The sequence below is a fragment of the Paenibacillus sp. N3/727 genome (assembly GCF_022637315.1).
GTDB classification, from domain to species: Bacteria; Bacillota; Bacilli; order Paenibacillales; family Paenibacillaceae; genus Paenibacillus_AQ; species Paenibacillus_AQ uliginis.
This window is the reverse complement of record NZ_CP093336.1, coordinates 4,322,293-4,344,747: the sequence shown is the minus strand read 5'-3', so window position 1 is coordinate 4,344,747 and position 22,455 is coordinate 4,322,293. Positions and strand designations below refer to the sequence as shown.

General features: G+C 47.7%; 24 protein-coding genes. 20 read left to right on the top strand and 4 right to left on the bottom strand.

Annotated features, from left to right (window positions below; translation table 11 throughout):
* The first annotated feature begins 151 nt into the window (after positions 1-151).
* The 3 genes from MNQ98_RS19990 to MNQ98_RS19980 all read left to right on the top strand — a co-directional run bounded on the left by MNQ98_RS19990 (position 152) and on the right by MNQ98_RS19980 (position 4,534).
* A complete protein-coding gene (locus tag MNQ98_RS19990) occupies positions 152-631 on the top strand; it encodes a MarR family winged helix-turn-helix transcriptional regulator (protein WP_241929810.1) in 480 nt (159 codons plus the stop codon).
* The gene (locus tag MNQ98_RS19985) at positions 615-3,779 is read left to right on the top strand and encodes an MMPL family transporter (RefSeq protein ID WP_241929809.1); all 3,165 of its coding nucleotides are present in this window, start codon (positions 615-617) and stop codon (positions 3,777-3,779) included. Before MNQ98_RS19990 ends, MNQ98_RS19985 begins: the two co-directional genes overlap by 17 nt.
* 119 nt (positions 3,780-3,898) lie before the next feature.
* Entirely contained in the window at positions 3,899-4,534 is a 636-nt protein-coding gene (locus MNQ98_RS19980) for a GDSL-type esterase/lipase family protein (RefSeq protein WP_241929808.1), read from the top strand.
* A gap of 102 nt (positions 4,535-4,636) precedes the next feature.
* On the opposite strand, the gene MNQ98_RS19975 is transcribed toward MNQ98_RS19980, so the two are convergent.
* Positions 4,637-5,308: a tetratricopeptide repeat protein gene (locus MNQ98_RS19975; RefSeq protein ID WP_241929807.1), complete on the bottom strand. Its 672-nt coding sequence runs from the start codon at positions 5,306-5,308 to the stop codon at positions 4,637-4,639.
* A gap of 24 nt (positions 5,309-5,332) precedes the next feature.
* The gene (locus MNQ98_RS19970) at positions 5,333-7,324 is read right to left on the bottom strand and encodes an elongation factor G (protein WP_241929806.1); all 1,992 of its coding nucleotides are present in this window, start codon (positions 7,322-7,324) and stop codon (positions 5,333-5,335) included.
* Positions 7,325-7,523: 199 nt separating this feature from the next.
* Between MNQ98_RS19970 and MNQ98_RS19965 the strand changes: the two genes are divergently transcribed.
* The 6 genes from MNQ98_RS19965 to coaD all read left to right on the top strand — a co-directional run bounded on the left by MNQ98_RS19965 (position 7,524) and on the right by coaD (position 10,851).
* Positions 7,524-8,117, top strand: a complete 594-nt coding sequence (locus MNQ98_RS19965; RefSeq protein ID WP_241929805.1) for an HD domain-containing protein — start codon at positions 7,524-7,526, stop codon at positions 8,115-8,117.
* A gap of 90 nt (positions 8,118-8,207) precedes the next feature.
* Positions 8,208-8,447: a helix-turn-helix domain-containing protein gene (locus MNQ98_RS19960; protein ID WP_241929804.1), complete on the top strand. Its 240-nt coding sequence runs from the start codon at positions 8,208-8,210 to the stop codon at positions 8,445-8,447.
* A 182-nt stretch (positions 8,448-8,629) separates the two neighbouring features.
* Positions 8,630-8,755 carry a YjcZ family sporulation protein gene (locus MNQ98_RS19955; protein ID WP_241929803.1) on the top strand — a complete coding sequence of 42 codons (126 nt, stop codon included), beginning with the start codon at positions 8,630-8,632 and terminating at the stop codon, positions 8,753-8,755.
* A 636-nt stretch (positions 8,756-9,391) separates the two neighbouring features.
* Complete coding sequence (locus tag MNQ98_RS29650) at positions 9,392-9,520, top strand: hypothetical protein (protein ID WP_277883674.1); 129 nt, start codon at positions 9,392-9,394, stop codon at positions 9,518-9,520.
* A gap of 219 nt (positions 9,521-9,739) precedes the next feature.
* A complete protein-coding gene (rsmD, locus tag MNQ98_RS19950) occupies positions 9,740-10,330 on the top strand; it encodes a 16S rRNA (guanine(966)-N(2))-methyltransferase RsmD (RefSeq protein WP_241929802.1) in 591 nt (196 codons plus the stop codon).
* Positions 10,331-10,335: 5 nt separating this feature from the next.
* Positions 10,336-10,851, top strand: coding sequence for a pantetheine-phosphate adenylyltransferase (gene coaD / locus MNQ98_RS19945; protein ID WP_241929801.1), 516 nt, complete (start codon positions 10,336-10,338; stop codon positions 10,849-10,851).
* Here the strand turns inward: coaD and MNQ98_RS19940 are convergent.
* On the bottom strand, positions 10,829-12,052 hold the full coding sequence (locus MNQ98_RS19940; RefSeq protein WP_241929800.1) for a nucleoside recognition domain-containing protein: 1,224 nt from the start codon (positions 12,050-12,052) through the stop codon (positions 10,829-10,831). The genes coaD and MNQ98_RS19940 overlap by 23 nt on opposite strands.
* A gap of 116 nt (positions 12,053-12,168) precedes the next feature.
* On the opposite strand from MNQ98_RS19940, the gene MNQ98_RS19935 reads away from it, so the two are divergent.
* A complete protein-coding gene (locus MNQ98_RS19935; protein WP_241929799.1) occupies positions 12,169-13,209 on the top strand; it encodes a SepM family pheromone-processing serine protease in 1,041 nt (346 codons plus the stop codon).
* Here MNQ98_RS19935 and MNQ98_RS19930 read toward each other — a convergent pair.
* Complete coding sequence (locus MNQ98_RS19930) at positions 13,199-14,434, bottom strand: nucleotidyltransferase (protein WP_241929798.1); 1,236 nt, start codon at positions 14,432-14,434, stop codon at positions 13,199-13,201. The two genes, MNQ98_RS19935 and MNQ98_RS19930, sit on opposite strands and share 11 nt — an antisense overlap.
* Positions 14,435-14,622: 188 nt before the next feature.
* Between MNQ98_RS19930 and MNQ98_RS19925 the strand changes: the two genes are divergently transcribed.
* The 10 genes from MNQ98_RS19925 to rnc all read left to right on the top strand — a co-directional run bounded on the left by MNQ98_RS19925 (position 14,623) and on the right by rnc (position 22,369).
* On the top strand, positions 14,623-15,132 hold the full coding sequence (locus tag MNQ98_RS19925) for a YceD family protein (RefSeq protein ID WP_241929797.1): 510 nt from the start codon (positions 14,623-14,625) through the stop codon (positions 15,130-15,132).
* 53 nt (positions 15,133-15,185) lie between these two features.
* Complete coding sequence (gene rpmF / locus MNQ98_RS19920; protein ID WP_006211382.1) at positions 15,186-15,359, top strand: 50S ribosomal protein L32; 174 nt, start codon at positions 15,186-15,188, stop codon at positions 15,357-15,359.
* A gap of 171 nt (positions 15,360-15,530) precedes the next feature.
* Positions 15,531-16,103 (top strand): transcription factor FapR, encoded by a 573-nt coding sequence (fapR, locus tag MNQ98_RS19915; protein ID WP_241933983.1) that lies wholly within the window; start codon positions 15,531-15,533, stop codon positions 16,101-16,103.
* 26 nt (positions 16,104-16,129) lie between these two features.
* Positions 16,130-17,116 (top strand): phosphate acyltransferase PlsX, encoded by a 987-nt coding sequence (plsX, locus tag MNQ98_RS19910; RefSeq protein ID WP_241929796.1) that lies wholly within the window; start codon positions 16,130-16,132, stop codon positions 17,114-17,116.
* A gap of 8 nt (positions 17,117-17,124) precedes the next feature.
* Positions 17,125-18,117, top strand: coding sequence for a beta-ketoacyl-ACP synthase III (locus MNQ98_RS19905; RefSeq protein ID WP_241929795.1), 993 nt, complete (start codon positions 17,125-17,127; stop codon positions 18,115-18,117).
* 34 nt (positions 18,118-18,151) lie between these two features.
* On the top strand, positions 18,152-19,081 hold the full coding sequence (fabD, locus tag MNQ98_RS19900) for an ACP S-malonyltransferase (RefSeq protein ID WP_241929794.1): 930 nt from the start codon (positions 18,152-18,154) through the stop codon (positions 19,079-19,081).
* A gap of 85 nt (positions 19,082-19,166) precedes the next feature.
* Positions 19,167-19,916, top strand: a complete 750-nt coding sequence (gene fabG, locus MNQ98_RS19895) for a 3-oxoacyl-[acyl-carrier-protein] reductase (RefSeq protein ID WP_241929793.1) — start codon at positions 19,167-19,169, stop codon at positions 19,914-19,916.
* A gap of 111 nt (positions 19,917-20,027) precedes the next feature.
* Entirely contained in the window at positions 20,028-20,261 is a 234-nt protein-coding gene (acpP, locus tag MNQ98_RS19890; protein WP_046677908.1) for an acyl carrier protein, read from the top strand.
* A 158-nt stretch (positions 20,262-20,419) separates the two neighbouring features.
* Positions 20,420-21,658 (top strand): beta-ketoacyl-ACP synthase II, encoded by a 1,239-nt coding sequence (gene fabF / locus MNQ98_RS19885; RefSeq protein WP_241929792.1) that lies wholly within the window; start codon positions 20,420-20,422, stop codon positions 21,656-21,658.
* A 12-nt stretch (positions 21,659-21,670) separates the two neighbouring features.
* Entirely contained in the window at positions 21,671-22,369 is a 699-nt protein-coding gene (gene rnc, locus MNQ98_RS19880) for a ribonuclease III (protein WP_277883673.1), read from the top strand.
* Positions 22,370-22,455 lie beyond the last annotated feature (86 nt).

The window sequence follows — 22,455 nt, the reverse complement described above, 5'->3', positions numbered from 1 at the left end:
GAAAAATTTACTGTTAGCTCCAAGTGGTAGTTCATATATACTTCCTTCAACAACGAACAAACAAACCTTTTCATAAAATTTGACAATTGTTTCATAAGTGGATATAGTTTCATCATAAAATAGTTTGATTAGTGAACTAAATAGGACAGGGGTGAGCAACATCGATCTGAAACATGCGGAGAGCTGGATCAAACGTTATATAGAGGCAGATATGATGGTTAGCAGACGAATACTAGCGGATACCCGTGAAGGGATCGGCGTTGAGCTGACGCGCGAGCAGTATCAAGTGATGTGTCTGATCCACAATAATGAACGATGTACATCTACTTTTTTGGCGGATTTATTGTTTGTCGGCAAAAGCTCCATTACGGCGATTGTCAACAGATTGGTGGAGCGGAACTGGATTGAGAGAGCACGTGATGAGGAAGACCGCAGAGTGGTCTATCTGACATTGACAGAAAATGGTCGCAGTATGCATCAACAGGCCGAGCTTCAGCTGCAGTCACTTGTGTCGTCGTATTTGACCCATTTTGACGAGGGGGAAGTGGAGCACTTTATTACATTGTATGAAAAGCTGGCCAGACTGATGCAGGAGCATGGAGGGGGGCTAGAGAATGAAAACGATACTTAAAGCCAGATGGGTTGTCGTCGTATTATGGTTGGCTGCTGCTGTTGTAATGCTGTTTACTGCTCCATCGATCGGTGATCTGGTCCGGGAAAAAGGACAGCTGTCTGTTCCGGATGGATATTCTTCAACCCGAGCAGCCCAGATATTGAAAGAGATGAATACAGGCAAGGGCGGAGGGAATCTGGTTCAATCCGCCATGGTTTTTTATGACTCAAACGGTTTGGGGGAAGCTGGAAAAAGTAAGGTTAAGAAAGCTGTTTCCGACTTAAAAGCACAGCAGTATGTATTAGGTATTGATACGATTATGAATCCATTTGACGAACCTGCTCTTGAAGACAAGATGATATCCAAAGACGGCAAGACCATTATGATCGCTGTCTCAGCAGATATGGATAAGATGCCGGTTAAAGAACTGAGAACGAAGGTGCATGAAACACTTGGCGATATCGGTGTGGAATATTTTCTTACTGGTAATGAACTGATTAATGAGGATACGATTCAGGGCTCGGAAGATGGACTCAAAAAGACGGAATACATAACCATTATATTTATCCTTGTAATTTTATTTGCCGTGTTTCGATCGTTTGTTGCTCCGTTGGTCCCTTTGCTGACGGTAGGTATCAGTTATTTGGTGTCGCAGTCCGTCGTGGCTTTTCTGGTGGACACGGTCGATTTTCCGCTGTCCACCTTTACGCAAATCTTTATGGTTGCGGTCATGTTCGGGATCGGTACAGACTATTGTATCCTGCTGATCAGTCGATACAAGGAAGAGCTGATGCGTCAGGAAGATACTGTTTCAGCGATCGTGGAAACCTATCGAACAGCCGGTAAAACGGTATTTTTCTCGGGCCTTGCCGTTTTTATTGGGTTCCTGTCCATCGGACTATCGCAGTTTATCCTTTACCGGTCTGCGGTAGCTGTAGCGATCGGCATCGCGGTTATGCTCGCAGCGCTGTATACGGTGGTGCCTTTTTTCATGGCGGTGCTTGGCAATAAGCTGTTCTGGCCTTCAAAAGGCTCGTTGGAGCATAAAGAGAGCCGGATTTGGGGCCTTACGGGTTCCTTCTCGCTCAAGCGTCCATTGGCAGCGCTTCTGATTGTTGCCGTCATTTGCGCACCATTTCTGTTTACGTATAACGGGCAGCTGTCGTTTAACAGTATGGAAGAAATCAGTGAAGATTATGAATCCGTTAAAGGCTTTAACCTCATAGAAGCGGGCTTCGGTGCAGGTCAATCCATGCCGGCAACGGTCGTCATCAAAAATGATGACAGGATGGATACAGGCGAATATATGGCTTTGACGGAAAAAATATCACGTGAGCTGCTGAAGGTAAATGACGTAGACTCTGTCCGAAGCTTGTCTCGTCCGACTGGAGATGAAATCCAGGATTTCCAGATCTCCGAACAGGTCGGAACTTTGAATGAAGGGCTGGATCAGACGACGGACGGTTTATCAGAAATTCAAAAGGGACTGTCCGAGGCCAGCCGACAATTAAGTCAAAATGAGCCTAAACTTAGAGAAGCGGCAGAAAGCAGCGGCAAACTGACTCAAGGTACTGCTGAACTGAATCAAGGGATCGGGGAGCTAGGTAATGCACTCAAGCAAATTCAGGACGGCGTACAGAGTGGCTCTGTTGGGGGTGGTGAGCTTAAGAAAGGTCTTCAAACGGCAAAACAAAGTGCCCAGCAGCTTGCGACCGCCAATAACGAGCTGCTTAAAGGTTACCGGCAGGCAGCTCAAGGGGTAGGTGCTTTGAGCACCGCGATGACTGAAATTCAGGGGAAACTTAGCGGCGTTGCCGGAGCCCTGAACGGACTAGAGGCTTCCTTTAAACGTTTGGAGGCATCTCGACCGGAACTTCTTCAGGATGCGGATTACTTAACGATACGCGGTACTGTCGGTGAGGCAGGTAAAGGTACCTCTCAGCTTGCTGCAGGGCTGACCCAAATGCAGCAGCAGATTAAACAAGCAGCAGACGGCTTGAATAAAGCCAATAAAGGCTTTGCAGCTGCGGCATCCGGTCAACAGGCACTCGCCAATGGCTTTGACCAGTTGATTTCCGGCATGAACGCATTACAAAAAGGGCTTCAACAAGCGGCAAGCGGTCAAGGCCAAGTCGTAGGCAAACTTCCTTCGATTCAATCCGGTATGGAGCAACTGCAGGGAGGACAGGAGCAAATTCAGGAAGCTTTTGGCCAATTGTCAGGCCAGATTTCTCAGCTGACAGATGGCCTGAATCAAAGCGTCGATGGACTTGCGAAGATCAGCGGAGGACTGGGTACTGCGCAAGATTATCTTGCACAAATTCAAGCAGCGCCGGATAAAGAATTAAGTGGGTTCTTTATTCCACAGGAGGCGCTTGGCCATAAGGATATGCAGCGGGCTTTTGACAATTACTTGTCACCGGACCGGAAAATCATGACTATCGATGTTGTTTTTGAAGGAAATCCATATGCTGCCGATACATTGGACAGTGTGAAAGAAATAGAAAATGCAGTGACTCGTGCAGTAAAAGGTACAAAGCTGGAAAATGCCGAACGGGCAATCAGCGGTGTAACTAGCACATTTGCGGATTTGAAAATGATTTCGGATGAGGATTATAACCGGACAGTCATCCTGATGATGACAGGAATACTGCTGATTCTGATCGTTCTGCTGCGGTCCATCATTATGCCGATCTATCTTTTATTCTCACTGATCATTACGTACTATGTGTCACTTGGAATGACCGAATTTGTTTTTGTTGATCTGTTGGGATACTCGGGCATAAGTTGGGCGACTCCGTTCTTTGGATTCGTTATGCTTACGGCACTTGGTGTGGATTACAGTATCTTCTTGATGGACCGTTTTAACGAGAACAAAACGATGAATGTGCAGGATGCAATACTCCATGCTATGAGAAATATGGGTACGGTCATCTTATCAGCGGTCTTGATCCTGGGCGGTACCTTTGCAGCCATGTATCCATCAGGCGTCCTGTCTATGATGCAGATAGCAACAGTTGTACTAACCGGTCTTGTGCTCTACGCATTGGTGTTCCTGCCGTTCTTTGTGCCCGTGATGGTGAAAATGTTCGGTAAAGGCAATTGGTGGCCATTTAGCGGGGCTAAATCACAGTCTGATGATCATCATCAAAGCTTAAATATGTAACTCCTATCATCTTCCCCCCCCCTTACCAAGGTTTTCCGTTCAAACGAGGCTACTTTCCGTTTCGGATACCGCGGATCAATCATATGATATCTAACATGAGCGGGGGGGAGGTGAATGGGGTGGTGTACCATTACACCGCTGTTGGCGACTCCCTGACCTTCGGGATTGGGGCTATGCCTGGCAGCGGTTTTGTGCCGTTATACAGGCGGATGTCCGAGATACATCTTCAGCAGTTTGTAGCTTATGACAATTTGGGGATCAACGGGTTAACCTCAGAGGAGCTATATGAACGGGTGATGAGAGATCCAAGGTTCCGGAGTCGTTTAAAAGAAGCGAATATCATTACCATTTCTATTGGAGGGAATGATCTGATCCGTGCTGTAAAGTCGTCAGGAGGTCATCTAGACAAATCGAAGCTGGATATAGCTCTAATTCGTTGTCAGCAAAATATGTCCGGCAGTCTCGGCGCCATTCGTAAATTAAAGACAGGCAGCAGACAGCCATACATGATTAGGGCAGTGGGCTTGTACAATCCGTATCCTTCCTGGGGAGATGCAGCAGAATATGTTACACGCTTTAACAGGTACTTGATAGGATTGGGAGATGGGGGTTATTTTCGTGTAGCCGATGTATATTCCCGGTTTTTAGGCCGGGAGCAAGAGATGCTCTCTATTGATGGCGTCCATCCAAGCACGAAAGGACATCGTGTTATTGCAGAGCAGCTGAACCAGCTTGGGTACAAGCCTTTAAAGTAGAGGTAAGTACACGGCGCCTCACCGCATATTTGTATAAAAAAACCGGCTCCTTGATTGAAGGAGCCGATTTTTTTGAATTGGTAAAAGTCTATCCATGCAGATTTATAGGGTGCTTTTTAGAAGGCTTCGAACAGCCCACTTTCGTTCCTGGCGCTTCTTATACTTTGGCAATGACTTGTACACTTCCACGGATTCCTTGAAGGCCTGTTTCGCTTCTTCGTTTCTTCCAAGATCCTTGTACATGGATCCGAGTAAGTAATAAGCTTCGCTGGAGGAGGAATGTGCGGCTTGAAATTGTTGAACGTAGGAGATTGCTTTTTCACGATCACTAGTTTTATTAGCCCCCGCCAACCTTAAATAAGGCCGTCCGTATTTTACTCTGGGATTCATCTCGAGTGCTTGTAAAATATATTGCTCACCTTGCGGAATGTTCCCGGTGTTCAGGTGACAGGTCCCCAGATCATCCCAATATTCCGCGGAATCTTCAGAGCTGGCATGAATGGATTCAAGTAGCTCCAAAGCTTCCTTGTATTTGCGGCGTTCAATGAGCAGTCTGGCAAGCTCGTGCCGTGAAGATACATCACTTGGACTGTTCGAAATTATGGTACGAAGTTTGGAGATGTTGCGCATCCGTTTGAAAGGGCGGGTGAAGCTTGGAAACAATCCGATAAATCGGCGGTCCAATAAATAAACGATAAGAAGTATGACCAGTATGGCTAAGACCGGGTTACCCAAAATCCTCCATAATAAAAGAAACCCAATAAAGTTACCCATTTTTATCCTCCATTTATTAATTCGTTACACATTGGATAAAGCATTCCGCATGCTGAGAATAAAATGGGACTGGTCCAGCGGATTAACACCCCGGCGTTCGCGTGAGACGTTACTTCCGGGCGGACATTTTTCATAGCCGGCAAATGAAGTAGTCCACACGCCCCGTCCGCCGGTTAAAGAGCGAACTTGAATAGGGAAATCGAGTGATTCGGCTACGGGTACAACCCCCTCTACGATACAGCGGTCTCCGGAGATGACTGGGCTGTCGAATATGGCTCTCATTTGGACGAGGTCGCTGAGCATACGTCCGCCATTCTCCTCAGGCACAGTCAGCCGGAAGCGGAGCATAGGTTCAAGCAGTACGGTTCCTGAAGTTGCAAGCCCGTTCATTACTGCCATCGGTGTGGCAATGACAAAATCGAGTGGATGTGTATGCCACACATGATGCTCGCCTTCTACGAGTGTGATCTTAAGATCGGTTACTTCCCAGCCGAATAGTCCTTGGCGAAGGGCTTCCGGTACTCGTCTTGCGACCTCGTTCTGATAACTCTGGAGAAGATTCTCATTCCGGACAATGGAACTGTACTCTAGACCGCTGCCGCGGGGAAGGGGTTTCATGTCGAAACGCAGCACCGCCCAGCAAGGTTTAGGCATCGTGTAAGCGACAAAGCCTTGGGCTGTCGAAGCCAGCGTTTCTTTGTAAATGACCGAAGGCGGATCAAAGACGACCTCAAGGTGGTATCGGTTTAAAAGTATGTTTTCCAATATCTCCAGCTGAATGGTTCCCATCACTTTCAAATGAAGCTCCCGTTCAACCGGCATCCATTGAAAATCCAGCAACGGATCTTCATCTGTAAGCTCCTGGAGTGCTTCTGCTAATTCCTGATATCGTGAAGCTTCCTTGCTTCGGACCTGCGCCGTTAGTAGCGGAACCGCCATCTCAGGGGAGGCAGGAACGCCTTCAATGTTTCCGAGGATGTCTCCAATCCGGGTCTGTACCAGACCATATACAGCCGCAATGTCGCCTGCTGCCGCCTGGCCGGTGTCTACCAGTTTACCGCCGCTATCCATTTTGCGGATCTGGGTGATTTTCTCGGTGATGTTTCTGGTGGAGTTAAAGAGGGAGTCGCGGTTTTTCAAAATACCGTTATAGAGGCGTACATATGCTCTCCGGCCCATATTTGAGTCACGCTCGATTTTAAATACGACGCCTGACAGCTCAGCACCTTCATTGCCGCCGGCTTCCGGCAGGTATTCGGTCATATGATTCAGCAGTTCACGGATACCGATGCCTCGTTGAGAAGCTCCGAAACAGACGGGAAAGGATTGACCAATAAGGGTATATTCTTTAAGTTTATTTCGAATGTCTTCTTTCGGAAGAGTGCCGTTTTCAACGTAACGCTCCAGCAGGTCTTCGTCGAGTCCGGCAGCCAGCTCCGTTGCATAATGCAGGCTGGTCTCGACAGCAGGGTTGCTGCTGTCACTATCGCTCCAGATAGAGGACACGCTATGAAAAGTTTCTCCTTCACCAAGTGGTAAGTTTACAGGAAAGATGTCAGGGGAGAGTACACGCCGGATTTCATCCATCAGACTCTTGGTGTCGACACCTGTCCGATCCATTTTATTTATGTAGAGCAAGGTTGGAATCCTGAGCGAACGCAAGGTCTGCCAGACGGTTTCGGTCTGGGATTGAATACCTTCGGCTGCGGAGATGATAAGTACAGCACCATCCATGACCCTGAGCGGCCGCTCCACCTCGGACAGAAAGTCGACGTGTCCCGGTGTATCGATCAGGTTGAGCCTTGTACCGTTCCATTCCAGCGAGGCTGAGGCGGATTTTACCGATATGCCCCGTTCGCGTTCCACCTCCAACTGGTCGGTTTGGGCGGTACCATCATTAACGCTGCCCAGCTTGCGTATAGCTCCGCTGCAAAACAGCAAATGCTCGGTGGTTGTCGTCTTTCCAGCATCGACATGAGCGAAGATACCAACATTACGAATCGGGGTCTTGTGCATCTGTTTAGGCTCCTACGAATTGTTGTTTTAATACTAGATAAGTATATCACACTTATTATCGTTCTCAGCAGCATGATGAATCTCCAGAAGGACCGTAAAGAAGCATTAGGCAGAACAGAAAATGATTTTTCTGGACTGCCTTTTGTTTTTAAGTATGCTTAGGTTATGTGGAAGCAAGATATTTTAGGGGGAATCAAGCATGAATGAACGTTTTTTAAGACAACTGGATTTTATTCGTGAAGTGGATAAGCTGAAAAATATCGTTAGACAATCGTATATTACCGATGGTACAAGACGGGAGAACGATGCGGAGCATTCTTGGCATATTGCGCTTATGGCAGCAGTGCTTGAGGAGTATGCTGTAGGAGGAATCAAACCGGATCTTCTGCGTGTTCTTCGAATGCTGCTGATACATGATCTGGTCGAAATTGATGCGGGTGATACTTTTGCGTATGACGTTCAGGGAAGTGTGGGGAAGTTTGAGCGTGAACGAGCCGCAGCGGAGCGGATATTCAGTATTTTGCCTGAAGATCAGTGTAAGGACATGATGGCGTTGTGGCTCGAATTTGAGGAAGGCTCCTCTCGGGATGCACAATTCGCCTGTGCGATGGATCGGCTTCAGCCTTTGCTGCACAATTATGCGATTGAAGGGAAGTCATGGCGCGAACATGGCGTGACCTCCGCACAAGTATTGTCGCGAATTGAATCTATATCCTCCTCTGTGCCTGGCATTTGTGAGTGGGCGAAAGAGTTGATTGACGATGCGGTACGCAGAGGATATTTGCTGCCCTAATTGTAAACGCATAAAGGCTAGTAAGATAAAGTCAACATATATTGAAAAAACGCCTGATTAAGCCGATATATATCGGTAGAGGTGATATCAATGGCGAAAAAGGGACAGATTTTTCATTATTACAGTCTGGAGACTAAAAAGAAGGCAGTCGCCATGCGGCTGGATGGAATGACAAAAAAAGAAGTTGCAGAAGCCTTGGAGATATCTGATATCGGTCGGCTGAAGGTGTGGATGCGGAAATATCGGGAACATGGAGAAGAAGGGCTCATCGATCGGCGCAGACGTTCTGAGTTACCTGACAAGAATTCTGTGAATGAAGCGGTAAAGTAATTATGCAGATATATAGAATGTTATATGGATCAGCGCGTCCGATGAATATATCGGCACGCTTTTTTTTATGAGATAAGAAAGTATAAACTTCGGAGTAAACAGCAACCTCATCTCGCAAGAAAAACTACTTTCTTCTTTAAGCTACGTCGGCGCTAAAGCTGATAGGCGAATTCATCAATCTTATGATCAAAAGAGGAGGGATTAATGAGAGCGGAGCAGCTGGAGGTTACGGTGGATACGGAATGGGCTCTTCTGTAGGTGCCATTTTGGAATTGTTCATGGTGATTATTACAGGCGCATTTATCTAATCCTTGATACTGGCCCACGATAGACGAACGCGGGCCAAACTGTGACGAGTAGAGACCGTCGATATAAAACCCTGCCATATAGGCTGGGTTTTATTGCTTAAATCACTGATACACATATGGAAAACCTATATGAACTTGAATGAACCCCCATACGTGGAAAGTGACTGCTCATATCATCCAACAGGATTTAAGTCAGTGTTGTATAAAGTGCAATTTTATTCCGTTATAAAGTGGCGAAGGACGAATTGTTGTATTCAATACAATAAGTAAGAGAGGAGATCATTTATTCACCTCTTTCCAGAAGGGATTGTTGTAGAATCTACAACAATATCAGTAGGTTCAGACATTCTGATTCTCCAATGTTGTATTACATACAACATTACTTATCACATCACGTTACTTGAGTAGCTATAGCAATCATTTCATCTAAATTCAATTGATCGCTATTCATTTTGAAATAATAATCGTCTTTAACCCAGCGAATCATCCAACCATCATAATGTTTACTGAGCCATGTATCCTAATACATAAAGCCTTCTATACAGTTCTTACCCCTAAGATAAAAAAGAACAAAAGCCCTGTAAAAATCTTGACTCTACAGGGCTTTTGTTCAGGAACCTCCGAGGAGGTTCCATCATGGGAGAGGAGAAACCGGACGAAGAGCTTATGGGGAAACGTAAGTCTTCTCCGCGGTTGTCTACGACATACGTTGATGTCGATAGTTCAAGGATGCCCCTCACAGATGGAAATATACCTGTTTATTAAAAATATTTGAAGGCGGGTATGATTCATTTTTCATATGCGGGGTGATTGTGTTACGATAATCTCATAAAATGCCTTTTTCAAAATATAAGCAAGTTTAAGAATTCACTTATACTTGGCTTATATTTCTCGCAGAAACGCCGTCGTCATTTGAGAGGTACGACGAAGTCGTTTCTGTTTGTCGGCATTCAACATTTGGACATGGAACGGGTGAGATTTGCAGTGAGAGTAGTAGCGGGAAGAGCCAAAGGCAGGCCACTGAAAAGCGTGCCGGGCATGGGTACCCGTCCGACGACGGATAAAGTGAAAGAAGCGATCTTCAGCATGATTGGTCCGTATTTTGATGGAGGGACCGTTCTGGATTTGTTTGCCGGTACAGGCGGACTTGGAATTGAGGCGCTGAGCCGGGGAATGGAGCGGGCTGTATTTATCGATATGGAACCGAAGAGCATTGATACGATCAAGGCTAACCTGAAATCAACGGGCTTTGAACCCTGTGCTGAAATGTATCGTAATGAAGCGGGAAGGGCAATAAAAGCATTGGAAAAGAGGAAGTATATCTTCGACCTCGTGTTCCTGGACCCTCCTTATCGAATGAAAAACGGTGATGTCTTGATGACTGAGATGGCAACCCGGGGGCTGCTAAGTGCAGGAGCCTTATTGGTGCTGGAATACGAGTCAAGCTATTCGTATCCCGAGGAAATTAGCGGCTTCTGCCATTTGCGAACAGCCAAATATGGTGAGACCACCGTATCGATATATGAGTATGAACAACTTGAAAGCGAGTCGGAGAAATCCGGCGAGGAGGAATAACATCAATGAAAAGACAGCAAAAAAGTACATATCGCGTTGCCGTTTATCCAGGCAGCTTTGATCCTGTAACGATGGGGCATATGGATATTATTACAAGGGCTTCTAAACAGTTCGATCTTTTGATCGTGGCCGTGCTTAACAACTTAAGCAAAAACCCCCTCTTTACCTTAGAGGAACGAAAGGAATTGCTCAGCCAAGTCACATCGCATTTGCCGAATGTGGAGGTGGACGGCTTCCGGGATTTGCTTGCTAACTATGTCCGTAAAAAAAATGCCCAAGTTATTGTACGCGGAATCCGGTCGGTTACTGATTTTGAATACGAGCTGACGATGGCATCCACGAACCACAAGCTGAATCCTGATGCAGAAACGATATTCATGATGACCAATCCGAAGTATTCTTATCTCAGTTCCAGTCTTGTTAAAGAAATTGCCCATTTCAACGGAGACACGACCGATTTGGTGAGCCCGGAGGTTGATAAAGCGCTCCGTCAGAAGTTTAACGGGAATGTCGGGAAATAAAACGGGAGCCGATCCAAAATAAGCACATTAAGATAAGAGCGGTTAAAATTTGCCACTTCAGAACTACATGAAAACCGCCCCATAGGTTAAATATGTGCTCATCTTGCAGAGGTTTTTGCGGTACAACACCGAATGCCGGAAGCACTGCGGAAGTAATGGAACCGACGGGTTTCCAAAAGATGATAGCGAGGCAGAAGGCGTAAGCTGCATGCAGAAGTCTTTTTCCAGCGAACACCATCCATTTCGTGCTGCCTATTGCAAGCGCCGAAAGGCTCTGAAGGTGTGCGCTGATACCGCTCCATGCGAGCATGGCTGACAGAATTGCCAATTGGAATGAAGAGGATGAAAAAGTGCCTTCACTAATGATCTGGGCTCCAATATGAATTTCCAACAGGCCTGCTGTGTAGGAAGGAGCATACGGAAACAAATAAGTGGACAACACTTTAACGATGACCGCAAAAATCATTATAAAGCCGCCGGTCATCATTAGCGTCTGGACCGAACGTGTAACGGAATCACCAAGCAGCTTGCCGAAGCTGCGTCCATCACGCGTACGTGCCTCGGAAGCTGCATTTGCCGCACGAAGCAGTAATGAGGCGTTTTTTGTCTGTTTTATGAATTTATTTGATCCTGCTGGGTGTTCAAGTTCCGCTCGGTCCAGACCTCTTCGCTTGAGTGAGTATGTCCACGCTGCCAGCAAACCGGCAGACCAGTGAACAATCAGCAGGAAATATCCGGCCGCAGGCTGATGAAGAAGTCCGGTGCCGATCACGACCATGATGGTCATCGGGTTGCAGAAATGCGATAGAGCGGCGAGTCTTTCGGCTTCTTGGGCACCGAGATCTCCTTGTTTCACCATACTGGCAGTAACCTGGGACCCTGCTGGAAAGCCTGCAATCATTCCGGTAATCAGCACCGCGCCCCCGCTACCAGACACTTTGAATATTTTTCGCATGAAGGGATCCAGAAGAATACCGACACCGTGAGCCCAGCCATAGGCAATAATAATCTCTACAAGGACAAGAAAAGGGAGCAGGGCGGGGAATACAATGTTCCACCACAGTTTTAAAGCTTGAAGAGAGGCTTGAAACGCAGATTCAGGAGCGCTGACGACAGCCAGTACCAGCAGAAAAGCTGCGGCTCCAAGAAGAACGGTGGTCCACAGGCTGGAAGACCGGTTGACGGCATTAGCTTTATTCATAAGGATTCTCCTCTCCGCGTAAACATGGCTAGTACCATTTTATGCAGAGGAGACAACCGTCAGACCATATGCGGTGTCAGGAGTGGCGAGAGACATACCAGAGGGAAGGGAAAACCATGAAAAAAACCGTTAAACCAAGTGGATTAAGAGTACTTTTATATCTTGTGCTTGTTGGAATTTTGCTGTACGTGGTTGTGTACATGCCCACACCTTACATGGTGTATCAGCCGGGTAGCGCTGAGGAAATAAGACCGATGATTTCTGTTGAAAAAGGTGACCCAGCTGAAGAGGGTACTTTTATGCTGACAACGGTCTCGGCGAGTTATGCCAATACGGCACTGCTGATTATGGCTGCGTTTAATTCAAATGCGGAAGTGGTACAAAAAGAAGAGAAGCTTGGCAACCAAAGTAAAGAGGAGTATGCGGCTACCCAGGTGTATTACATGAATTCCTCTCAGTCTCTGGCGATGGAAGCAGCTTATCATGCGGCGGGTATTGATTACAGGATTATCCCGGCTTACATGTTTGTCATTTCGGTTCCGAGGGATTCGGCGAATAAGGAGTTTTTTCATCCTGGCGACAAGCTTCTGTCCGTGGATGGGAATCCGGCTTCAGACAATGCCAAGCTAGCAGAGCTGATGTCTGCAAAAAAGGTCGGAGACGTTGTTGAAGTGAAACTAGAGCGTGGCGGTAAACCTGTAACTGAACAGGTGCATTTGGTCGCGATTAAGGACGACAAAACCGGATCCGAACGGCCCGGTTTAGGCGTAATCATCGCCACAATGCAGAAGATCGAACCAGACAATCCGGATGATCGTATAACCTTCACCGACACCAAGATCGGTGGTCCTTCAGCTGGTCTTATGTTTACGATGGAGATTTACAATCAACTCACACCTGGGGATTTGAGTAAAGGCTACCGTGTGGCCGGAACCGGAACCATCGATAAAGAGGGAACGGTAGGGCCGATCGGTGGAGTGAAACATAAAATCGTGGCCGCCCATCGGGAAGGGGCGGAGCTATTCTTCGTTCCGCGCAAAAATTACGACGAAGCGAAGGCCAAAGCAGACCGCATTGGTACCGCCATGAAACTGGTCCCGGTTGACAAGCTGCAGGATGCAGTCGATTACATGAACAATCTGCCTCCTAAAGGGTAACCGGAGGCAGAAAATAATCGCTGAACATCGCTGATACGGAGGGTTTCGGGCATGCGTTAGCATATATGGCTGCCGCTTCGAGATCCCGCGCCAGATGGGGATGATTGAAGGTGGACGGTCTCACGATCACCGGGAGTGAGGCCGTCTCTTTCATTTCCTTAAGCAGAGCTCGTCCTGTTGCGCTGAATCCGAGGATACGGATATAGCCCGGTCCTTCTTCGAGCTGCTTACGCGTCATCTCGGATTTGTTGTGATGAAGCAAAATGTGCAGAAGCATACGCTGCAGCTTAGTTCGGGTATAGCGCTTGGTCTTTAACGCGTCCAGTAAAGATTCCACAGTTGGCTCCGCAAGCTGGGGGAGAAGCCGATGAATCCGGTGCTCCAAACCTTCGGTAACTTCATGATACAACTCCAGCTTAGCGACATCTTGTGTAAAAAGAGCATGGAACATCGGCTGACGGAACCTTTCCCAGTCCATGGGCCCAAGTCCTTCAGTGAATTCCCGGTGAAGAATATCAAGGGTATAATCCGGGACGTACGAAGCTACTGAATCAAGCCCTCTTTCCAGAATCAGCTTCCGGACGGAAGTTGCGCTGGCAATGGATGGGGCAGCAGGTACTAAATCGTGATACTGCGCACTGTCCCGTGGAATTGTATAAGGAACGATCTGGCTACCGAGTCGTTTAAGTGCTATCAAGTAATGCAGACCCAGCGAGTTGTTGGGCTGAGATAGCAGCTGTGTTAAAGTATGTATGGATGTTTCTGAGGCACCGGTTACGGCTGCGGCTGCAGCGGCATATGCGGATGGAAAATTACTCCCGGACGACATGCGCTTTGCAATTTCCTGACGGAGCTCTCCGCTTTCCTCGGTAAGCCTTTCAGCAAGCGGAAGGATATCCTGGAGTGTTCCGCTTTCAGAGCCGAAGGAAAGGCAGTCCACGACCCCGGTTGCATTCAGAAGAGCACAAGCACCGTATGCGAACCATTCTGCAGGCTGCACAGCATAGGTTGTTGGCAGCTCGATGACAAGATCAACACCCATTCGTAAAGCCATTTCTGTACGGGCCCGCTTATTAACGAGCGCAGGTTCTCCGCGCTGCAGAAATGGGCCACTCATGACCGCAACTACGGCTTCGGCACCCGTTATTTCTTTGGATCTTGTATAATGAAGCACATGGCCGTTGTGCAGCGGGTTGTACTCCACGATAATTCCAACAGTTTTCACCAATACCAACTCCTTGTGCTAAAAATATATCATAATTCTTTGATTGTTCTGCAAGAATAATTGAAGGTACACGGCCATGTCAGTACTATACTGCAATAACAAGTTCAGCGTGAAACTTGCAGGAAATGCTGTTGACAAAAGTCTCTATAAATCGGTATAATAATCTTTGTTTGTTTGGAGTGATGGATATGCTTATTCAATTTCGAAAATTGACAACCAGCGATCAACCGTTACAGTTCCATCAAACCGTGGATGTAAGCCGTGCTGTTAAAGGCCGGAAGGAGATTATCGCCGTAACACCGCTTGAAGTGGACCTAAAGGCGACTCCATCCATCACGGGCTCGGTAGACGTTCGTGGACGGTTACAAGGTCAGCTTGAGATAAAATGCTCTCGCTGTCTTAAGTCGGTTACTGAACAACTGGACATCCCTTTTCATGAAGTATTCCAGCCGGTAGAGAATCCTGACGATGTTCAGGATGGAGATGAAGACATCACGTACGTGAAAGGCGAGAGTGTGGATCTCGCTCAGTATGTGGAAGAAGCATTGGTGCTCTACTTGCCGCTGGCCCCGGTTTGCAGTGAGGATTGTAAGGGACTTTGCCCAAGTTGTGGTAAAGATCTGAACCAAGACTCCTGCGATTGCGACACAGAAGTGATCGACCCGAGGCTGGCTGGGCTGAAGGACTTTTTTAAATGATGATGGATATGACATCCCGTGAAAGCGGGTTGAACTGATAAGGAGGTGGGAACATGGCAGTACCTCAACGTAGAACGTCCAAAACACGTCGTGATAAGCGTCGTACTCATTTTAAACTGGCTGTGCCAGGTATGGTGAAATGCGAACAGTGCGGAGAATTGAAACTTGCTCACCGCGTATGTAAAGTGTGCGGAACGTACAAAGCAAGAGAGATCATCAAACAATAGTTTTTAACAAGTAGTACTTCATCTCTGGTGAGGTGCTATTTTTTTTGTCTGGTTGCCTCTTTCTTTTTATACTAACATGATTTATACTACACATTAGTACCAGGTTCTAATATTAAGGTTTAACTTTTACATATATTATGAGAATGGCGCCCTTGCGGCAGAAGGAGTTGTATCATCATCGAACGTCTAACCAAAAAAGACCGGCACCAGAGTTTGATTCAGCTGATTGATGATAACCCTTTTGTCACGGACCGTGAGCTGACGCGCCAGCTTAAAGTGAGCATACAGACGATTCGCCTCGACCGGATGGAACTCGGCATTCCTGAGCTTCGAGAGCGGATGAAACAGATGGCGGAGCACTCATACGATCAGGTCCGTTCACTGTCACTGGATGAGGTGGTCGGTGATGTGGTGGATTTACAGTTGGACAAGAGCGGCATATCGATATTCGAGATCCGGGATGAGCATGTATTCAGTAAGACGCTGATTGCGAGAGGACATTATGTTTTTGCTCAGGCTAATTCTTTGGCGGTCGCCGTTATCAATGATGAAATTGCGCTCACTTCCTCGGCGGATATCCGTTTTTTACGGCAGGTTCGGCTTGGAGAGAAGTGTATTGCAAAAGCATATGTGCGTTCAAACGCAGGCCAGAAGGACAAGGCTAAAGTTGAAGTGTTCACTTATGTCAGTGATGAAATGGTGTTCCAGGGTAATTTCATCGTATACCGGTCGACAGGAGAGTAACAGAGCCAAGCAAAGGAGGATACAACATGAGAGTTGCTATAGACGCCATGGGCGGTGACAACGCTCCGCAGAGCACGGTGGAAGGAGCGGTAGCTGCAGCACAGGAATGGAAAGACACCGAGATCATTCTTGTCGGCGATCAGGGACGAATGGAGCCGTTTCTCAAGGAGCGGCCCTCGAACCTGATATTGCGCCATGCGAGCGAGATCATTGAGGCGGAAGACGAGCCCGTTAAGGCAGTGCGCCGCAAGAAGGATGCCTCGATGGTTGTTGCCGGAAGAATGATCCGTGAGGGTGAAGCGGAAGCCATGATTTCGGCAGGGAATACAGGTGCACTGATGACAACCGGATTGCTCGTTGTGGGACGGATGCAGGGTATTGAACGTCCTGCACTGGCACCGATGATTCCTACACTGGACGGTAAAGGTGTACTAGCATTGGATTTGGGTGCGAATATGGATTCCAAGCCGGAGCATTTGCAGCAGTATGCACTGATGGGAAGCTTGTACCGTGAAAAGGTTCACGGAGTTTCCAAGCCTCGTGTAGGCTTGCTGAATGTCGGAACGGAACCAGGCAAAGGCAACGAATTGACGAAGCATGCATACCCTCTGCTTGAACAACTCCCGATCCATTTTGTTGGCAATGTGGAGGCTCGTGATGTAATGAACGGCGTTTGCGACGTACTGGTTTGCGACGGATTCGCGGGAAACATCCTGTTGAAATCGATCGAAGGAACCGCTGGAGCGCTATTCTCACTGCTTAAGGAACAGTTCAGTCAGTCATTGAAGACAAAATTGGCAGCCGCCATGATGATGCCACAGCTAAAAAATCTAAAGTCAGTCATGGATTACAAAGAGCACGGAGGGGCACCTCTCCTTGGATTAAGCGGTCTTGTGGTCAAGAGCCACGGCTCAGCAGACGGCAACGCAATTAAAAATGCGGTTCGTCAAGCTCGAGTAGCCATGCAAAATCGTTTGGTCGAAAGCATTTCAAACGAAATTAGCGGGAAGTGAGTGAGAATATGAACAACAATTTACGTTCGGTTGGTATTATTGGTACTGGCAAATATGTCCCTGAGAAAATTTTAACGAACAGTGATTTGGAAAAAATGGTGGAAACGAGCGATGAGTGGATCGTCTCTCGCACAGGCATTAAGGAGCGGCATATCGCGTCACCGGATCAGGCAACTTCGGATCTGGCCTACGAAGCCGCTGTAAAGGCATTGGAGTCAGCTGGAATGACGGGACAGGATCTGGATCTGATCATCGTAGCTACCGTTACGCCCGACATGTCCTTTCCTTCCACGGCTTGCTTGCTTCAGGATCGTCTTGGCGCGAAAAAAGCGGCAGCGTTTGACTTGTCGGCAGCCTGCTCAGGATTCGTCTATGGGCTGGCGACGGCAACGAATTTCTTGCAGACAGGAATGTACAACAATGCGCTCGTGATTGGCGCAGATTGTCTGTCGCGAATTACAGATTACACGGACCGCAATACTTGCGTCTTGTTCGGTGACGGTGCAGGTGCAGTCATTCTTGGTGAAGTGCCGCAAGGACGCGGCTTCCAAGCGTTTGACCTTGGAGCAGAGGGCGCTGGCGGCGCTCATTTGTATCTCGAAGCAGGCGGCTCCCGTTTGCCAGCTTCAGCGGATACACTGGAAGCAAATAAGCATTTTATCTATATGAACGGACGTGAAGTGTTCAAATTCGCTGTTCGGGTCATGAGCTCTGCAACAGAGACGGTATTGTCCAAAGCGGGTGTAACCAAAGAAAATATCGACCTGTTTATTCCTCACCAGGCAAATGTCCGGATTATTCAATCCGCAAAGGAGCGTTTAAATCTCCCGGATGAAAAAGTTATGATCAATGTAGACAAGTATGCCAACACCTCGGCAGCTTCCGTTCCGTTGGCTCTGGTAGAGGCGCGCGAAGAGGGCCGTATAAAGGAAGGCGATACCGTCGTTATGGTTGGTTTTGGCGGGGGTCTGACTTGGGGAGCATCCGTACTTAAATGGTAATTTTAAATTAAATCAGCTGAGAGGAGCCGTACATTTGGGCAAAATAGCATTTGTGTTTCCCGGACAGGGTGCACAGTCGATAGGTATGGCTAAAGATGTGTTTGAAGAGATTCCCTCTTCCCGGCGAGTCATTGAAACCGCCGATGAAAGTCTTGGATTTTCGCTTAGCTCTATTATATTTGAAGGTCCCGAACAGGAACTGAAGCAAACCTACAACACACAGCCTGCACTTCTTGCTGCGAGCGTGGCATATTTGGAGGCCTTCCGCGAAAAGGGTATCACTCCCGATTATGTGGCCGGTCACAGCCTTGGTGAATACAGTGCACTGGTAGCTGCAGGAGTTTTGTCTTTAGAGGAGGCCGTGGTGATTGTCCGTGCGCGCGGTGAGTATATGGAGCAAGCTGTACCAGGCGGACAAGGTGCTATGGCTGCTGTCCTGGGAGCCGACCGTGAAGCGTTAAGCAATCTGTGCTGCAGTATTTCAGAGGATGGAACACCTGTTGAGCTTGCTAACATGAACTGTCCGGGTCAGATCGTCATTTCCGGTTCCGCAGAAGGTGTGGGCGCTGCTGCAGAACGTGTGAAAGAAGCAGGCGGCAAGCGGGCTATTCCGCTGGAAGTCAGCGGTCCTTTCCACTCATCTCTGATGAAAGATGCAGCTGATCGTCTCGCTGGGAAGCTGAAAGATGTTAAGTTGTCTGCTCCGGCTGTGCCTGTTGTAGCCAACGTGACTGCTCTTCCGGTCAGCGACGTTGAAGAAATCCGGAAACTGCTGGTGGAACAGGTCTATTCCCCGGTTTTATGGCAGGACAGTGTGGAATGGATGATCAGTCAAGGCGTCGATACCTTTGTAGAGATTGGGCCGGGCAATGTTCTTACCGGATTAATTAAGAAAATTGATAAAAGTGTGAAGCTTATCAATATTAACAGTCTAAGCAGCATTAAAGAGCTTGAAACTCTTTAAGTTCGTGTTCAAAAAAATTTTGAACAACCTCTAATGAGTTGAAGCAGCAGTTAGATGGGTAAACTCGAGGAAAGGAGGTACATTCATGATCGAAGCTTTAAAAGGGCAAACGGCTCTGGTTACAGGCGCTTCCCGCGGTATCGGGCGCAGTATTGCACTCGCATTAGCGGGCATGGGGGCTAATGTCGCTGTGAATTATTCTGGTAATGAGGCTGCCGCCAATGAAGTTATAGCTGAAATACGGGCCAAAGGCGTAGAGGCGATTGCCTTGAAAGCCAATGTCGGAATCAGCGCTGAAGCTGATGCTCTCGTTAAGCAAGTAATCGATGCATGGGGCAGAATTGATATTCTGGTGAATAATGCGGGGATTACTAGAGATAATTTAATCATGCGGATGAAAGAAGAAGAATTCGATCAAGTGATCGAAACAAATCTAAAGGGTGTGTTTAACTGTCTCAAAGCGGTAACCCGTCCGATGATGAAGCAGCGTTATGGGCGCATCATTAATATTTCATCTGTTGTAGGAGCGCTCGGTAATCCGGGACAAGCCAACTATGTTGCAGCGAAGGCAGGAGTCATCGGTCTGACGAAATCGGCAGCACGTGAGCTTGCTTCTCGTGGAATTACAGTAAACGCGGTTGCGCCTGGATTTATTGATACAGACATGACGCGGGAGCTGCCGGAAGACATGCGTGAAAAGCTTATGGGAGATATCCCGCTTGCACGTCTTGGAAAGCCGGAAGAGATCGCAGATGTCGTTACTTTCCTGGCCTCTTCCGGAGCGTCATATATGACGGGGCAGGTCCTGCATGTAGACGGCGGGATGTATATGTAAGGACGGTTTCGTCATGACAGCAAATCCGTCGCAATAAATAACGTTTTCAATTGCCTTCTATGGCAATTTGAAATCATATCTCGTATAATTACCAAAGAGGAGGTGAGCCGGATGTCCGATGTATTGGAACGCGTGAAACGCATCGTCGTCGACCGCCTGGGTGCTGACGAAGCCGACGTAACATTAGAAGCATCTTTCAAAGATGATCTTGGAGCTGATTCTCTCGACGTAGTAGAATTGGTGATGGAATTGGAAGATGAGTTTGATATGGAGATCTCTGATGAAGATGCAGAGAAAATTACGACCGTAGGTGAAGTTGTTAAGTACATACAATCTCATACCTAAGTCTTAAAGTTGAGTCCCGTTCTTGTTGTAAGGCGGGACTTCTCCACATTTCAAGAAAATGAATTTCATGTATTAAATCAATTTGATAGATTATTGCTGCCCTGAACTTTCTGCAGTCTTTGGAAAAGTAGGGGCAGTCCATATAGAGGTGAGTCTGTTTGAATCAAAGAGTGGTTGTAACAGGAATGGGTGTCATGACCTCCTTGGGTCAAGACCTCGAAACATTTTGGAATAGTCTGATGAGTGGTAAATCTGGTGTGTCGCATGTTGAAGCCTTTGATGTCAGTGGCTATACGACACAGATTGCCGCATCAGTAAAGGATTTTAATCCGGAAGATTACATGGATCGCAAGGAAGCGCGCAAGATGGACCGTTTTGTCCAGTTTGCGGTTGCAGCAGGCAGTAAAGCGCTTGAAAACAGCGGAATTAAGATTGGTGTTAACGCTGAAGCAGAACGTGTCGGTGTATCGATTGGCTCCGGCATTGGCGGATTGGGAACATGGGAAGACCAGCATAACATATTGCTGGAAAAGGGCCCTAAGCGTGTAAGTCCGTTTTTCATTCCGATGATGATCGCTAATATGGCTTCTGGCCAAATGTCGATTAACTTGGGTGCCAAAGGACCGAACACAACTCAGGTGACCGCCTGTGCTACCGGCAGCCACTCTATCGGTGATTCTTTCCGTTTGATTCAGCGCGGAGATGCTGACGTAATGGTGTGCGGTGGTGCTGAAGCTACCATCCGTCCAACAGGCATGGCCGGTTTCTGCGCGATGCGTGCGATGTCAACCCGTAATGATGAGCCTGAGAAGGCAAGCCGTCCGTTTGATACTGGGCGTGACGGGTTCGTAATGGGTGAAGGTGCTGGGGTGCTGATACTGGAATCTTTGGAGCATGCACAGAAGCGCGGTGCCAAAATTTACGCTGAGGTTATCGGTTATGGATTAAGCGCTGATGCCTACCACATTACCGAGCCTAATCCGGATGGTGCAGCACGTTGTATGAAGATGGCTATTCGAGATGCAGGTATTACTCCGGAAGACATTGATTATATCAATGCTCATGGAACATCCACACCGGTTGGCGACCGTTCGGAGACCAAGGCAGTCAAGATGGCGTTGGGCGATCATGCTTATAAAGTTGCGGTGAGCTCCACCAAATCGATGACAGGCCATTTGCTTGGTGCTGCAGGCGGTGTGGAAGCCGTTATTTGTGCAATGAGCCTTGGAAACCAGACGATCGTTCCTACGATTAATCTTGAGGATCAGGATCCAGAATGCGATCTTGATTATGTGCCAAATAAACCAAGAAAAGCCGAATTGAACATCGTTATGTCCAATTCGTTTGGATTTGGGGGCCACAACGCCACCATTATTCTGAAAAAATACGCCGAGTAAGGGGACAGTGTGTTGAGTGGAGATCTGAAGCAGTTACAGCATAAACTTCAAATCCAGTTTCGTAACGGGATGCTGCTGAAGCAGGCCTTTACCCACGCCTCATATGTCAACGAACATCGTTTTAGCCAGAGTCAGGATAACGAGCGTCTGGAATTTCTGGGTGACGCCGTACTGGAACTCACGGTGAGTGAGTTCTTGTACAACCTTTACCCAGATCGTCCAGAAGGGGAACTGACAAAACTCCGGGCCGCAATCGTTTGCGAGCCCTCGTTGGTCAAATTTGCTGAAAGACTGGATTTTGGCCGTTATGTGCTCTTAGGCAAGGGAGAAGAAATGACGGGCGGACGAACCCGCCCGGCTCTTCTTGCCGACGTGTTCGAATCTTTTGTGGGGGCGCTCTATCTCGATCAAGGATTAGAGGCAGTTCGTTCATTTTTGAGTGATCATGTATTCCGATCGGTCACGGTGAACGGCCGGCCTCAAATGAGCGATTATAAGACCGAGCTTCAAGAACTAACACAGCATCACGGTATGGGTACGCTGGAATATCGTATCGTTGAAGAGCGGGGACCTGCGCATGAACGTGAGTTTGTCTCTGAGGTATTTATGGGAAGCGAATGTCTTGGACGCGGCAGTGGCCGATCCAAGAAAGAAGCCGAGCAGCAGGCAGCGGCGGTAGCCTTAAAGCAGCTGAAACGCGCAAACGCCTAAGCTTCGCCGATGTGAGGACAAACAAAGAGCAAAGATCAGTCAAGAGGACAACCGGAAACCCGAGTTCACGACTGTTTTTTGCTCTT

Bases quoted from the DNA above. Each gene is read 5' to 3' on its own strand.
- MNQ98_RS19905 (WP_241929795.1), top strand. From the start codon at position 17,125: ATGAACAACAATTTACGTTCGGTTGGTATTATTGGTACTGGCAAATAT.
- MNQ98_RS19975 (WP_241929807.1), bottom strand. From the start codon at position 5,308: ATGGGTAACTTTATTGGGTTTCTTTTATTATGGAGGATTTTGGGTAAC.
- MNQ98_RS19955 (WP_241929803.1), top strand. From the start codon at position 8,630: ATGATCAAAAGAGGAGGGATTAATGAGAGCGGAGCAGCTGGAGGTTAC.
- MNQ98_RS19970 (WP_241929806.1), bottom strand. From the start codon at position 7,324: ATGCACAAGACCCCGATTCGTAATGTTGGTATCTTCGCTCATGTCGAT.
- fabG (WP_241929793.1), top strand. From the start codon at position 19,167: ATGATCGAAGCTTTAAAAGGGCAAACGGCTCTGGTTACAGGCGCTTCC.
- coaD (WP_241929801.1), top strand. From the start codon at position 10,336: ATGAAAAGACAGCAAAAAAGTACATATCGCGTTGCCGTTTATCCAGGC.
- MNQ98_RS19940 (WP_241929800.1), bottom strand. From the start codon at position 12,052: ATGAATAAAGCTAATGCCGTCAACCGGTCTTCCAGCCTGTGGACCACC.
- MNQ98_RS19965 (WP_241929805.1), top strand. From the start codon at position 7,524: ATGAATGAACGTTTTTTAAGACAACTGGATTTTATTCGTGAAGTGGAT.
- MNQ98_RS19960 (WP_241929804.1), top strand. From the start codon at position 8,208: ATGGCGAAAAAGGGACAGATTTTTCATTATTACAGTCTGGAGACTAAA.
- acpP (WP_046677908.1), top strand. From the start codon at position 20,028: ATGTCCGATGTATTGGAACGCGTGAAACGCATCGTCGTCGACCGCCTG.
- MNQ98_RS29650 (WP_277883674.1), top strand. From the start codon at position 9,392: ATGGGAGAGGAGAAACCGGACGAAGAGCTTATGGGGAAACGTAAGTCT.
- MNQ98_RS19935 (WP_241929799.1), top strand. From the start codon at position 12,169: ATGAAAAAAACCGTTAAACCAAGTGGATTAAGAGTACTTTTATATCTT.
- rpmF (WP_006211382.1), top strand. From the start codon at position 15,186: ATGGCAGTACCTCAACGTAGAACGTCCAAAACACGTCGTGATAAGCGT.
- MNQ98_RS19985 (WP_241929809.1), top strand. From the start codon at position 615: ATGAAAACGATACTTAAAGCCAGATGGGTTGTCGTCGTATTATGGTTG.
- MNQ98_RS19925 (WP_241929797.1), top strand. From the start codon at position 14,623: ATGCTTATTCAATTTCGAAAATTGACAACCAGCGATCAACCGTTACAG.
- plsX (WP_241929796.1), top strand. From the start codon at position 16,130: ATGAGAGTTGCTATAGACGCCATGGGCGGTGACAACGCTCCGCAGAGC.